General features: G+C 40.3%; 10 protein-coding genes. 9 read left to right on the top strand and 1 reads right to left on the bottom strand.

The window, feature by feature from the left end; all coding sequences use genetic code 11:
- Positions 1–168 precede the first annotated feature (168 nt).
- The 5 genes from ppk1 to ES754_RS05610 all read left to right on the top strand — a co-directional run bounded on the left by ppk1 (position 169) and on the right by ES754_RS05610 (position 4,695).
- Entirely contained in the window at positions 169–2,778 is a 2,610-nt protein-coding gene (gene ppk1 / locus ES754_RS05625) for a polyphosphate kinase 1 (protein ID WP_227677951.1), read from the top strand.
- A gap of 291 nt (positions 2,779–3,069) precedes the next feature.
- Complete coding sequence (locus ES754_RS12085) at positions 3,070–3,240, top strand: hypothetical protein (protein ID WP_170231076.1); 171 nt, start codon at positions 3,070–3,072, stop codon at positions 3,238–3,240.
- Positions 3,241–3,314: 74 nt separating this feature from the next.
- A complete protein-coding gene (locus ES754_RS05620) occupies positions 3,315–3,584 on the top strand; it encodes a hypothetical protein (protein WP_147222817.1) in 270 nt (89 codons plus the stop codon).
- Positions 3,585–3,746: 162 nt separating this feature from the next.
- A complete protein-coding gene (locus ES754_RS05615) occupies positions 3,747–4,400 on the top strand; it encodes a hypothetical protein (RefSeq protein WP_201538818.1) in 654 nt (217 codons plus the stop codon).
- A gap of 85 nt (positions 4,401–4,485) precedes the next feature.
- Positions 4,486–4,695, top strand: coding sequence for a hypothetical protein (locus ES754_RS05610; RefSeq protein ID WP_147222816.1), 210 nt, complete (start codon positions 4,486–4,488; stop codon positions 4,693–4,695).
- Positions 4,696–4,818: 123 nt separating this feature from the next.
- Here ES754_RS05610 and ES754_RS05605 read toward each other — a convergent pair whose 3' ends face one another.
- On the bottom strand, positions 4,819–5,508 hold the full coding sequence (locus ES754_RS05605; RefSeq protein ID WP_147222814.1) for a MiaE family protein: 690 nt from the start codon (positions 5,506–5,508) through the stop codon (positions 4,819–4,821).
- A gap of 830 nt (positions 5,509–6,338) precedes the next feature.
- On the opposite strand from ES754_RS05605, the gene ES754_RS05600 reads away from it, so the two are divergent.
- From ES754_RS05600 to ES754_RS05585, 4 genes are all read left to right on the top strand, one after another.
- Positions 6,339–8,537 (top strand): malate synthase G, encoded by a 2,199-nt coding sequence (locus ES754_RS05600; RefSeq protein WP_147222812.1) that lies wholly within the window; start codon positions 6,339–6,341, stop codon positions 8,535–8,537.
- Positions 8,538–9,037: 500 nt separating this feature from the next.
- Positions 9,038–10,231 carry a porin gene (locus ES754_RS05595; protein WP_147222810.1) on the top strand — a complete coding sequence of 398 codons (1,194 nt, stop codon included), beginning with the start codon at positions 9,038–9,040 and terminating at the stop codon, positions 10,229–10,231.
- A 351-nt stretch (positions 10,232–10,582) separates the two neighbouring features.
- Positions 10,583–11,758 carry a porin gene (locus tag ES754_RS05590; protein ID WP_147222808.1) on the top strand — a complete coding sequence of 392 codons (1,176 nt, stop codon included), beginning with the start codon at positions 10,583–10,585 and terminating at the stop codon, positions 11,756–11,758.
- Between the two features lie 224 nt (positions 11,759–11,982).
- Positions 11,983–13,617, top strand: a complete 1,635-nt coding sequence (locus ES754_RS05585) for a CTP synthase (RefSeq protein ID WP_147222807.1) — start codon at positions 11,983–11,985, stop codon at positions 13,615–13,617.
- Positions 13,618–13,716: the final 99 nt, after the last annotated feature.

Genomic DNA, 13,716 nt, shown 5'->3' with positions numbered 1-13,716 from the left:
ATATTGAGCGCGAGCTGCACTTATTTTTATCTTAATAAAAGACAAAGCAGGCCGTTAGGACTAAAATAAACAAGTTTTAATAAGCTGCTTTTCTGAAAGTAACTTGCTAAAAAACAATTATTAATGCCAATATGAGTAATATCGTTACGCTATTAGGGGAGAAGTTGCATGACCAGCGCAAATAATGACCAGAGTACAAGTGTTAAAAATAGCTATTCTGAAAAAGAGAACAATCAAGAAAAAAGTAACATTCAGGAAAAACCTAATCAAGAAAAAATCATGCAAAAAAAAGACACTCAAATTGTCGCTCAAAACAATATAGAAACGCAAATTGATAAGAATAGACCTACTGACAATGTTAATGTTTCTACAAACAGCGCCTTAAAAGACAGTGATGCTAAAGACAGCGACTCTGCAAGCATTAACGCCCACACTCAGGTTACTGATATGTCGATTACTGCACTGACCACGCCTGAAAAATCTAAAACTGTCAGAAAACCAAGATCCTCTACTGTCAAGACTACACCAGCAGCTAAAGCACCAAAGGCCTCAGTCAAGGAGGCATCAACAACATTAGCAACGGTATCAACAAAAGCCACTCCAAAAACTTCAACGCCTACCATATCAAAGTCAGTGTCAATAAAAGCAAAAGATAGTACGACCACGCTGACTCAGATTGGATGGCAGCGTTCAGAAGATGGCACTTATTCGCCAAACAGTTATATCAACCGTGACTTGTCCTTACTGCAGTTTCATCTGCGGGTTTTAGCGCAAGCGGCCAGTCCACGTCATCCATTACTAGAACGCTTATTCTTTTTGATTATTTTCTCCTCCAATATGGACGAATTTTTTGAAATCCGTGTGGCTGGAATCATGCAAAAGCTGAATCTTGGCAACGTTGCTGATACCCCGCACGGTATGCGCCCAAGTGAAGTCCTTAATGAGATATCAGCAATCACTCACAAGGCTATTGCTGAGCAATACCGTATTCTTAATGAAGATATCCTGCCAGCGTTAGCGAAACAAGATATTCGTTATCTGAAGCGCGATGAGCTTAATGCGGAACAGTCAGCATGGATGAAGCGCTACTTTATTGAGCAAGTCTCCCCTGTATTGACTCCGATTAGCATTGATCCGGCGCATCCATTTCCACGATTGGTTAATAAAAGTTTAAACTTTATTGCGACGTTAGAAGGCAAAGATGCCTTTGGTCGTGATATTAATCTGGCTATCGTTCCTGCACCGCGCAGTCTACCGCGCGTGATTCGTCTGCCAGATGAGTTAACTGGCGGTAAAGAGCACCATGTCATGCTCTCAGCCGTTATACATGAGCACATCGGTGAGTTATTTCCGGGCATGAATGTTACTGGTTGTCATCAATTTAGACTGACGCGTAATGCGGATTTAGATTTAGCGGATGATGTGGATGATATTGCCAAGGCATTAGAGGGCGAGCTTGAAAACCGCCGCTTTGGTGACAAAGTACGTTTAGAGGTGACTACCGATTGCCCAACGCCCATCAGCGATTACTTATTGAATGAGTTTGGCCTGCATAATAACCAGCTCTACCGTGTCAATGGCCCGGTGAATTTAACGCGTCTATTGTTTGACTTTAATATTCCAGAACTGCGCTATCAGCCTTTTACGCACATTGTCCCTAAAGCATTTCGTCGTGATATTGATAAGCTGGATAAAACCACGAGTATGTTTGCCGCTATGCGCAAGCGCGATGTGCTAGTACATCATCCTTTTGATTCGTTCACTCCAGTCATCAATTTATTGTGGCAAGCGGCAAACGATCCAAAAGTCTTAGCGATTAAACAAACCTTATACCGCTCTGGTACCAACTCAGAGATTGTTAAAGCGCTTGCTGCAGCTGCTCGTAATGGTAAAGAAGTCACCGCGGTTATTGAGCTGCGTGCGCGCTTTGATGAAGCGTCTAACATTGCAGTCGCCAACTTCTTGCAGGAAGCCGGCGCAGTAGTAGTGTATGGCATTGTTGGCTACAAGACCCACGCTAAGCTCATGCTCATCGTCCGCCGTGAAGATAATCGTATTCGCCGCTACGTGCATTTGGGCACTGGTAACTATCACGCAGCCAATGCAAAAGTCTATACCGATTATGGCCTATTCACAGCCGATCCTGATATCTCAGAGGACGTGCATAAAATCTTCCAAGAGCTGACGGGTATGGGTAAACCTGCCAATCTTAAAAAGCTATTGCATGCGCCGTTTACCTTGCATGACAAGCTCATGAGCTTTATTGATGAAGAAATTGCCCATGCCAAAGCAGGCAAGCGTGCTCATATCATCATTAAGGTGAATGCACTGACTGAACGTCGCCTGATTGATAAGCTTTATGATGCCTCGCAAGCAGGCGTCAAGATTGAGCTGATTCTTCGCTCTATGTGTTGTCTGCGTCCGCAAGTGCAAGGCTTATCAGAAAATATCACCGTACGTTCTATTATCGGTCGTTTCTTAGAGCATACCCGCGTCTATTATTTTTATAATAGCGGTGATGAGCGTATGTATTGCGCGAGTGCCGACTGGATGGATCGCAATCTGTTCCACCGTGTTGAAGTCGCGTTCCCGATTGAGGATAAAGCCTTATTTAAACAAATCTATCAGGACGGATTGATAAACTATCTACAAGATAATATGCAATCGTGGACGCTAGATGGTAAAGGGTACTGGCAGCAAAATCAGCCCGCAGAGAATGAACCAATACATATTGCTCAAGATTACCTATTAAAAGTCATCAACCGCGTTGGCGAATAAAAAGTGAGTAGAATGAGAGTGATCTAACTGGAATTATCTAAATAGATAGAACCTACATATCTAATCTCTAATACAGAACTTTTTAATCACCAAAAACCAAGCTCAGGCTACAGTCTGAGCTTGGTTTTTCTTTTATTGGTTACAAACTATATTTCAACCTCACACATACTCACATATTAATACTGCAATACACTGGCTTATAAGTTCAATTTATATCTATAATCGAGATTAGACAAGAAAAGTTTAAGCAGTTCATATCTCTAAAATTATAAATAATGAAAGGCATTTGCGATGAGCACAAATAATGATGATACATCAGACATTAAACAAGCAGCTGATAATGTAAACGTACAGCAAATCGAAAAAAACTTGCAAGACAAAAAACAAACCGATAAACCAGAACCCTTAACCGAAGAGCAGGCAACCCCTTTTATCGATGCAGAAGTCCGTACTGACGATTAATTGAGTACCTAATAAAGTTTAAATAGATTTAAAAAATAAATGACCTGTAATACTAAACATGCGAAGGATTTGCTATGACTATTCAGCCAGAAATCAATAAAAAAACTGTGAACAACGAAGAAGAAGTATTTGTTGATGATCCTGCGGCTTTAGCGCCAGAAAACCCAGAAGGTAGCTATGAAGGGCGTAAGAATGATCCAGATATAAAGGGACCTCAGCAAAAATCTCAAGAAACCGATGAGATTTATGCTGACCCACGTAAAGATGAAGATATTCCTGATGGCGGTAAAAACGTTGGTGATTTGAGCGCCTTTAACTTAAGCCAAGAAGGGAATGATATATAAGAACGATTGATAAAAAACAATTATCAAATTGGCTGCTAAAAAAATAGTGGCTAAAGTAGTAAAGATTACACCCAGCAAAATAAAAGTAATCATAGTCATTGTTCAGATTTTAATGGTAGTAGTTTAAGATATTCAACGACACTATTTTTTAAGGACAACATCATGGAAACCAAAGATCCTGCATTAACCAAAACGCGCATTACTGACACTAATGCTAATACTGACACTAATAGTGTACCTGCTCATGACAATTTTGAGGGTACTAATCACATTGAAAGCCACACTGAACAAAAAGGTACCAAAGCGCTGCTAGAAACAGTGATAGGCACCAGATATGTTAGTGATGATGCCGCACATGGCGATCATAATCATGATGACATCCATCATGATAATTATAATGTTATGTCCAGCGGTGATGATATTGAAGACCACACTAATGTAGATAAGGGTGCAGAGACTTTTCGAGAAAGTGTAGTAGGTTCAGAATACATTGATGGTGATGATATCAATAATCGGGACACTATCAATAACCATAAGGTTGATGATAAAGATATTGAAGACTACACAACGGTTAATAAAGGTACAGACACCTTTAAAGAGGGAGTAGTGCATTCAGAGCACGTTAATGAGGGTGATGAGTCAGCCCGTCAGCCAGATCGCCGTGATCAAGAAGGTGGTACGCCATTTGACGAGGGTATTAACGAGGATACGGTGGGTAGCGAGGAGCCGAAAAGCGAAGGTATTAACGATGTGAACCGCTACGCCACTCTTGATAATGCGCAGAGTCGTATTTTAAACCCTGACGAAAAAGATTAAGAATAGGTAAGAATTATGTTGAGACCTTTACCTCATTAGACTTATTAAGATATTCAACAAATAATAACCATAATAAGGAGTAATTATGAGTAATTCAAAGGATATGAATAGTGGTCATGAAGATAGTAACAAAACTTATAAACTAAGAGATGCTGCTGACAATAAAGGTGTCGTCCCTGATGACGCGCTGCAAAAGGTCAATCCAGCAGCGGCTGAACGGGCTACACCGGATCACGATCTGCATAATGTAGCTAAAGATCATAAGCAATACGACAGCGCGGATATGAAAAAGTAAAAGTGATACTAAATCTAATATTAAGATATAAAAAATCAGCCCTACTATCGTTAGCCTTAATCATAAAGCGATAGTATGGCTTTTTTCACAGCTATCATAGTGGAATGTCTCTTAGAGAAAAATCTAAGCTGGCATTCCACTATGAAAACGAAGCTCACTATCAGGACTCGTTATTAGCTCAGATTCTATACCTTTAAAGAACGCCACTCGCTCATCAATACTATCCTCAGACAACGATTGTGCTAGCGCCAAGTAATCCTCAAAATGGCGACTTTCCGACTTAAGTAGGTAACGGTAATATTTAGCCAAACGTGTATCATTAATTTCCGCTGCCAACGCCGCAAAGCGTTCACAAGAGCGCGCTTCAATAAATGCGCCAATAATCAATACGTCTATCATTGCCGCAGGTTCATGGGTGCGTTTTTGTTTTAGCATGCCTTTAGCATAACGCCCCGCACTCAGATATTCCCAATCCTGCCCACGCTCATTCATGATGCCGAGTACTTGCTCATAATGCAGCATCTCCTCACGGATTAACTGAGCAAGCTTACATTGCAATTCATAAGAAAACTCATAGCGAAAAATTAAGTTCATTGCCGTACCTGCGGCTTTTTTTTCGCAGTTAGCATGGTCTTGGATAATCAGTGGCAAATTAGCGAGTGCGGTGTCTACCCATACTTGTGAGGTTCTGCTGCCCAAAAATTCATATATAGGTGTGAGATCCACTTTTATTGGTACACGTAGCTGAGTAATATCCACACTATCTTCTTGCTGAGATTTTAATTCCCTAATACTGGTTTTTTGGGTAGTCATGATTGTATGGGCCTATATTAGAAATCATTATTTAGTCTATTAAATCTGTCTATATTTATAGAAATCGTTATTTTTTTATCTCACTGGATAGTATTTTAAATGAGGAGAGTTGGTAATAGTAAAGAAAAAATTACTGTAGTAGATAGCATTTAAGCATAAACAAATTTTGTAATGATTACTTACACTTTATAAACAACTATTAACCATTTACTATAATGAGATAGATTGTACTGTTAAAGGTATGAGTGCTATAGAGTATCATTATTATAAAACTTCACTATTTATTTAATAAATGGTAATTTACTGTTTATTTTATTTTTTGATAGTAGGATGCATTTTGTTTTTGAGACGTTTTGTCTTACTATTGATAGTGCTTCGAGTATGATAGTGCTGAGAAGGCGGATTTTAGCTCATTATCTGATTTTTTATCATCCAATAGAGTGATTTTTGCTCAGATAAAATAGCCATTTATAGCTTTATGCGACCATTTTTCTATCATTATATTACTATAACGTACAACTCTATTTTTTATAAGATGCACTGATGATAAAGCATAATCTAGCCGCTGTTGGTACTTTGTTTTTGTGGTAAGCATTATTATTTTTACGCTTATTAATGAATCATGATTTTTTTATATTAAAAATTAGAAATGACTGAAGGGTTTTTAATATAAGTTTGAGCATGATGTACTATGAAACTTTTATATCCGTTTTTCGGTTTGGTCTGCTAGCGCTGTATGGACTGAATATAATATTTTGCATTGATTGGTTTAAGCAGCCGACGCGCTAAACCAACATTGAAACCCTTCACGACATGATAAGGACACCACTATGAGCCAGGATTCTCACGCTAGTCGCATCCAGAAAGGCATTCTTGCCATTGATCCGCTAATGTATAACTTTGTAGAAAATGAAGTGCTACCGACGGTCGGAGTCGATTCTGAGAGTTATTGGACAGGTTTTGAGAAGGTCGTCAAGGAATTTACACCACGCAATAAGGCTCTGTTGGCAACCCGTACTGAGTTACAAGACAAAATTGATCAGTGGCATTTAGACCATCCTGCCAAAAACGGTGAGATTGATTTCCCTGTTTATAAGCAGTTCTTGATAGATATCGGTTATTTGCTGCCAGAAGGTAATGATTTTAAAATCAGCACTGAAAATGTCGATAAAGAAATCACAGAGATTGCAGGTCCGCAGTTGGTTGTGCCGGTAAAAAATGGTCGTTATGCACTCAATGCGACCAATGCGCGTTGGGGCAGTCTATACGATGCGCTATATGGTACGGATGTGATTAGCGAAGACAATGGTCAAGAGACCACCCGCGCTTATAACCCAAAACGTGGTGCAGCAGTGGTGGCTTATGCCAAAAATTTCTTAGACGAGCATTTTGCACTGGTATTAGGTTCTTATACTGAGGTGACAGGTTTCGATGTGGTAGACGGTCAACTTGTTATCAAGCAAGGCGAGACAACTACTGAATTGCAGGTGCTAAGTAAGTTTGTCGGTTATGTTGGCGATGCGAACAGCCCATCAGGGATATTGTTAAAGAATCATAACTTGCATGTTGAGATTCAGATTGATGCCAATAATCCAATCGGTAAAGATGATCCGGCATTTATCAAGGATGTTTTATTAGAGTCGGCAATTAGTGTGATTCAAGACTGTGAAGATTCTGTTGCGGCGGTAGATGCTGATGGTAAAGTGGCGGTATATCGCAACTGGCTTGGTCTGATGAATGGTGATTTGCAAGATACTTTCAAAAAAGATGGCGAGATGCAGACGCGTCGACAAAATCCAGACCGCGAATATACCACGCCAGAAGGCGGCAAGCTTATTTTGCCCGGTCGCGCCTTATTGCAGATTCGTAATGTGGGTCATTTGATGCAAAATCCGTCTATCCTTGTTGATTTAGGGGATGGTCAAGAAGAAGTCTTTGAAGGCATTATGGATGCGCTCATGACACCATTGATGGCACTGAATGACATTCGAGGAAATACTGAGCGCGCAAATTCGCGTACTGGTTCGATGTATATTGTTAAGCCAAAAATGCATAGCCCTGATGAGGTGAAGTTTGCTAATGATTTGTTTAACGCCTCTGAAGATGTTTTAGGATTACCACGTTATACCATTAAAATGGGCATCATGGATGAAGAGCGCCGCATGACGGTGAATCTCAAAGAAGCCATTCGCCAAGCCAAAGAGCGCGTAATTTTTATCAATACGGGCTTTTTAGACCGTACTGGGGATGAGATGCACACCAGTATGAATGCTGGACCTTTCGTGCGTAAGATTAAAATGAAAGCTCAAGAATGGCAGCCCGCTTATGAGCAGTGGAACGTAGATATTGGCTTAGAGACTGGTTTTAAGGGTCATGGTCAGATTGGTAAAGGTATGTGGGCGCGTCCGGATGACATGAAAGAGATGATGGTGCAAAAAATCGCTCATCCACAAGAGGGTGCTAATACCGCATGGGTGCCGTCGCCCACTGGTGCCACCTTGCATAGTATGCATTATCACATGGTCGATGTTGCAGAGGTGCAAAGTCGTCTGAAATCTCGTAAACGCGCCAATATTGATGAGATTTTAACCATTCCTTTGGCAAAAGACACCGCGTGGACAGCAGAAGAAGCGCAGACAGAGCTTGAAAACAATGCTCAAGGTATCCTAGGGTATGTCGTACGTTGGGTAAACCAAGGCATTGGCTGCTCAAAAGTGCCTGATGTGAATAACGTCGGTCTGATGGAAGACAGAGCTACCTTGCGTATCTCAAGCCAGCATATTGCCAACTGGTTGCTGCATGGCATCGTCACTGAAGCACAAGTGATGGAAGTCATGAAACGCATGGCAAAAGTCGTTGATGGGCAGAATGCCAATGACCCCAGTTATCAGCCAATGGCGACAGATTTTGATAATTCTATTGCTTTTCAAGCTGCTTGCGACTTGATTTTCAAAGGTCGCGAACAACCTAGTGGCTATACTGAGCCACTGTTGCATCATGCGCGTCGTGCGCTAAAAGGCAGCTTATAAATTAATACAAGTTCATTAAGAGAAGCTTAGCTATTTCATAGTCTTATCACTATCATTTCACATATTTGAGATGAATCTAGCACCCCTATCTGCTTTGGCAGGTAGGGGTGCTTTTTTATGGTTATTGGTATGACTTGGAGATTATCTATTAGAGCTACTTTAGTAAGATTTCTGCAGTATTAGTATCATACAAAACCAAAAAAAATGTTGCAAATTATGTCAAAGTTGTTATGCTTGTAATCGAAGTATGAGTTTGGTAACGAATGTTACAAAGTAGTGTGCATAAGACCTAAGCTTACATCAACGTTACATTCTTAGTATTAGTTATGTAAGTCAGTGTTTTTTCATCTTACGGTAATAGAACTTCGCCACACTTGTTTCTGACTAATTTCGGTAGCCAGTTACACATTATATCCTTGAAGATTTGTGACGATACCATTTTGGGTTCTAGCTTAAATGAGAGCAGCCCCTTACTAAAATTGTAAAGTGGAGATATTCCCATGAAAAAATTACTTTTAGCTTCAGCAATCGCTGCTCTATCTGTATCTGCGGCGCAAGCAGCACCGACTTTCTATGGTAAAGCATTCGTTACTGCTGACTATGTCAACGCTGAATCAGACATGAATCTTAGAGCAAACGAGAGAGCAGACAAATTTTTAATAGACTATGACGAGAATACAGTAGAGATTAACTCACATGCTTCACGTCTAGGCCTTAAAGGTTCTGAAACCTTATCTGCTAATACTGATTTAGTGTATCAATTAGAATATGGTATTGGCATTGATGGTGATAACAATACTTTCAAAAGCCGTGATACTTATCTAGGTGTGGTCAACAAAGATTTTGGTCAGTTCCGCGTTGGTCGTAACTCATCAGTGCTTGGTTATGTCAATAACGTCACTTTAACTGAAGGTTATTGGGACAATCTAGGCAATAGTAAGCTTGAGTCAGAAAATGACCTTAGAGCCCTAAACATGCTAGATGACTCACGTCAAAGCAACTCAATCGTTTGGATTGCCCCTAAATATAATAACCTGCCATTAGAGCTTGCGTTACAGTATGCTTCTGATGAAAATTTTGTTGATAGCAAAAACGGTTATGGTGCGTCATTAATGTTCGACCAAGGTACTGGCTTCACAGCAGGTCTTGCCTATAGTAAAGATATGGATGTTAGAGTAGAAAAAGCTGATTTATTAGACAACTCTAATCCATTGTTACCAAAGATTATGGGTAATCAAAATTATCGTGGCGATGTTATCCGTGGTACGGTAAGTGCTGATTTAGCCAAGTATGTCACTTATCCTGTAAAAGTAGGTGTGATGTATCAGCAAACTGACTATGACTTTAACGGTTCTGATAAAGAAAAAGGTCTCGTTGTTAGTGGCGAGATGGGTCTAACTAATTTTGCTAAGCCTGCTTCAGTTTACTTACAGTACAACAAAACAGATAACTTGAACGGTTTCGGTGATGCAGAATCTGATCAAATCGTACTAGGTGGCAAGTACATGTTTAAGAAAAACATGATTGGTCATGCCTATGTTGGTCAAAATTCAGCTGACTACGTCCGTCCTGGTAAAATTGATACGGTAGCTGTCGTAAATGGCAAAGAAGTCGTTACTGACACTCGTTATGGCAATTATAAGTCAGATATCGATGTTTTCGCAGTGGGTGGCGGTCTAGAATATAAATTCTAAGCCTAACCTTTGTATAGATATCATGATAAAAGAACTCATCCTTAGGGATGAGTTTTTTTATTGTCGCTATTTGCATACTTAGCACGTCAATATATAGAGACGCTAAGATCTAGAAGTTTTATAGTCCATTAATTCAGAAAATGATATAAATTATGTGTAGAAATATTCCAAATTATGTCAGAATTGTTATAATTGTAACTAAGATATTAGTTTGATAGCAATCATACAACATGCTTGCGCTTCTTTATTTTTGCCATGCTGTCACATCTTTTGGGATTTGTGACAACATTATTATAAATTCTGATGTCTTAAAGCAGTCCTTCACTAAAATCATTACATTGAGATATTTCCATGAAAAAACTAATCTTAGCTTCAGCAATCGCGGCTTTATCTGTATCAACAGTACAAGCAGCACCAAAATTCTACGGTAAAGTATTTGTTACCGCTGACTATGTTAATGCCGAAGCCGATATTAAAACTCGTCTTAATGACAATGAGCGAACCGACGCTTTGAATGATTACGATGAAAATACAGTACAGATTAACTCGCATTCTTCACGTTTAGGCATTAAAGGTTCTGAAAAGCTATCTGCGGATACTGACCTTATCTATAAATTAGAGTATGGTATTGGTGTTGATGGGGACAAAAGAGATTTTAAAAGCCGTGATACTTATCTGGGTGTGGTCAATAAAGACTTCGGTGAGTTCCGCGTTGGTCGTAACTCATCAGTCCTTGGCTATGTGAATAACGTCACCTTAACTGAAGGCTATTGGGACAATCTAGGGAATACTAAGCTTAAAAGTGAGAATGAACTTCGCGCACTCAATATGCTAGATGACTCACGTCAAAGTAATTCTATCGTTTGGATTGCGCCCAAATATAAAGATTTACCGCTAGAGCTGGCATTACAGTATGCGGCTGATGAGAGTTTTGAAAACGCTAGTAATGGCTTTGGCGCGTCATTATTGTTTGATAAAGGCACAGGCTTTACGGCGGGTCTTGCCTATAGTAAAGACATGGATATCAATGACGATATTAATCTGTTAAATACGACGGATTCAAAGAAAAAAAATAAAGTCGACTACGGTGGTAACGTTATCCGTGCTACTGCTACGGCCGATTTAGACAAATATATTGAAGCGCCAGTAACGCTCGGGGTGATGTATCAGCAAGCAGACTATGACTTTGCTGGTGCTAAAAAGGAGAAAGGTCTCGTGGTCAGTGGCGAGATGGATCTAAAGAATTTTGCGAAGCCTGCTTCTGTTTACCTTCAGTACAACAAAACAGATAATCTAAATGGCTTTAGTAACTCCAACTCCGATCAAGTCGTTCTAGGTGGTAAATATAAGTTTAAGAAAGATATTACTGCCCATGCTTATATTGGTCGGAATTTAGCAGATTATGTCGCTGTTAGTAAGATTAATAAGATAAACAAAAAAGGCGAAGAGAAGTTTGAGCGCTATGACATGATCAATTCAGACATTGATGTCTTTGCATTTGGTGGTGGTCTAGAATATAAGTTTTAAATAACCATCTAAATAACCAATAGGCACATAGCCTATGACAATAATCAGTACGATAGAAAGCTCATCTTTTGGGATGGGTTTTTTTGTTAGTGCCTTTTAAAGGCTTAGTACGATATGATAGTCGGACACTAAAAACGAATAGTTTAAAAGAGTTTGAGCTTTTGCTCTATATTTCATAACGCATTTTTAGTAAAATCCTCCTTTACCAATTGTTGATGAGTACTATGACCAAGTTTATATTTGTGACCGGTGGGGTAGTGTCCTCACTAGGAAAAGGTATTACTGCCGCTTCTCTTGCCGCAATCCTTGAAGCCCGTGGTGTTAGCGTGACGATGACTAAGATGGATCCGTATATTAACGTTGATCCGGGTACGATGAGTCCGTTCCAGCATGGTGAGGTATTCGTCACTGAGGATGGTGCAGAGACGGATTTAGATTTGGGCTATTATGAGCGTTTCTTGCGCCACTCAAAAATGAGTAAGAGTAATAACTTCACTAGCGGTCGCATCTATCAAAATGTATTGAATAAGGAGCGTCGCGGTGAATATCTTGGTGGTACGGTACAAGTTATTCCGCACATTACCGATGAGATCAAGAGCAAAATCATTGCTAGTGGTGTAGGTTATGACGTTGCTATTATTGAGATTGGCGGTACGGTTGGTGATATTGAGTCATTACCCTTTATGGAAGCAGTACGCCAAATGCAAGTAGAGCTCGGTCGCAATCGTGCCATGCTGATGCATTTAACACTCGTTCCTTACATCGCCAGTGCGGGTGAGACCAAAACCAAGCCAACACAGCATTCGGTGAAAGAGTTGCGCTCTATTGGTCTGCAACCAGATATTTTGATTTGTCGCTCTGAGCATCATATCTCTCTTGATAATCGCCGTAAAATCTCACTATTCACCAACGTTGAAGAGCGTGCGGTTATTATGTGTGAAGATGCCAAGAGTATCTATCAGATTCCGCGTACGCTGTATGAGCAAGATCTTGATGACCTCGTTTGTGAACGTTTTGGTCTGGATGTGCCGGAAGCAGATTTGAGTGATTGGGATAAAGTGGTCGAAGCTCAGCTTAATCCAGAGTCGACGGTAACCGTGGCAATGGTCGGTAAATATGTTGAGTTACCTGATGCTTATAAGTCTATTAACGAAGCATTATTACATGCAGGTATCACTCATAAAGCAGCGGTCAAGATTGACTATATTGATGCTGAACGTTTAGAGGATGACGATAATTTATTGGCACGGTTAAGTGATGCTGATGCCATTCTAGTTCCTGGTGGTTTCGGTGAACGCGGCACGATGGGTAAGATAAAAGCCATCACTTATGCACGCGAAAATAATGTTCCTTACTTAGGTATTTGCCTTGGTATGCAGCTTGCCGTGATTGAATATGCGCGTAATGTGCTGAATATTGATGCTAACTCTTCTGAGTTTGATCGCAAGACGGCTGAGCCTATTATAGGCCTGATTACCGAGTGGATGGATGAGCGCGGCGAGTTACAAATTCGCAGTGATGATTCAGATTTGGGCGGCACGATGCGTTTAGGCGCGCAGCAAGCTGAACTGGTCGCTGGTAGCAAACTGAGCCAAATTTACGGTGCTAGTACTATTACTGAGCGCCATCGCCATCGTTATGAGATGAACAATCGCTACATTGAGCCATTGGAGCAAGCGGGAATGACCATGTCAGGTTATTCAGCCAAGCAACATTTGGTTGAAGCGGTAGAAATTGCAGATCATCCTTGGTTTATCGCCGTACAGTTCCATCCTGAATTTACCAGCTCACCACGTGGTGGTCATCCGCTCTTTAATAGCTTTGTAAAAGCCGCGAAAACTTATAGCGCTAGCAAGTAATACTCCAAGCAATAAAAAAGACCAATCTCCGGATTGGTCTTTTTTTGTCTTTTTAAAGCTATAAGGGTGAAATACCTAGTCTCTGGCTATTAAGCTAAT

This window comes from Psychrobacter frigidicola (genome assembly GCF_007997305.1).
Lineage (GTDB): Bacteria > Pseudomonadota > Gammaproteobacteria > Pseudomonadales > Moraxellaceae > Psychrobacter > Psychrobacter frigidicola.
This window is presented reverse-complemented; position numbering and strand designations above follow the sequence as displayed.

What these genes read in the sequence shown, in the direction of transcription:
- ppk1 (WP_227677951.1), top strand. Translation starts at nt 169, where the DNA reads ATGACCAGCGCAAATAATGACCAGAGTACAAGTGTTAAAAATAGCTAT.
- ES754_RS12085 (WP_170231076.1), top strand. Translation starts at nt 3,070, where the DNA reads ATGAGCACAAATAATGATGATACATCAGACATTAAACAAGCAGCTGAT.
- ES754_RS05620 (WP_147222817.1), top strand. Translation starts at nt 3,315, where the DNA reads ATGACTATTCAGCCAGAAATCAATAAAAAAACTGTGAACAACGAAGAA.
- ES754_RS05615 (WP_201538818.1), top strand. Translation starts at nt 3,747, where the DNA reads ATGGAAACCAAAGATCCTGCATTAACCAAAACGCGCATTACTGACACT.
- ES754_RS05610 (WP_147222816.1), top strand. Translation starts at nt 4,486, where the DNA reads ATGAGTAATTCAAAGGATATGAATAGTGGTCATGAAGATAGTAACAAA.
- ES754_RS05605 (WP_147222814.1), bottom strand. Translation starts at nt 5,508, where the DNA reads ATGACTACCCAAAAAACCAGTATTAGGGAATTAAAATCTCAGCAAGAA.
- ES754_RS05600 (WP_147222812.1), top strand. Translation starts at nt 6,339, where the DNA reads ATGAGCCAGGATTCTCACGCTAGTCGCATCCAGAAAGGCATTCTTGCC.
- ES754_RS05595 (WP_147222810.1), top strand. Translation starts at nt 9,038, where the DNA reads ATGAAAAAATTACTTTTAGCTTCAGCAATCGCTGCTCTATCTGTATCT.
- ES754_RS05590 (WP_147222808.1), top strand. Translation starts at nt 10,583, where the DNA reads ATGAAAAAACTAATCTTAGCTTCAGCAATCGCGGCTTTATCTGTATCA.
- ES754_RS05585 (WP_147222807.1), top strand. Translation starts at nt 11,983, where the DNA reads ATGACCAAGTTTATATTTGTGACCGGTGGGGTAGTGTCCTCACTAGGA.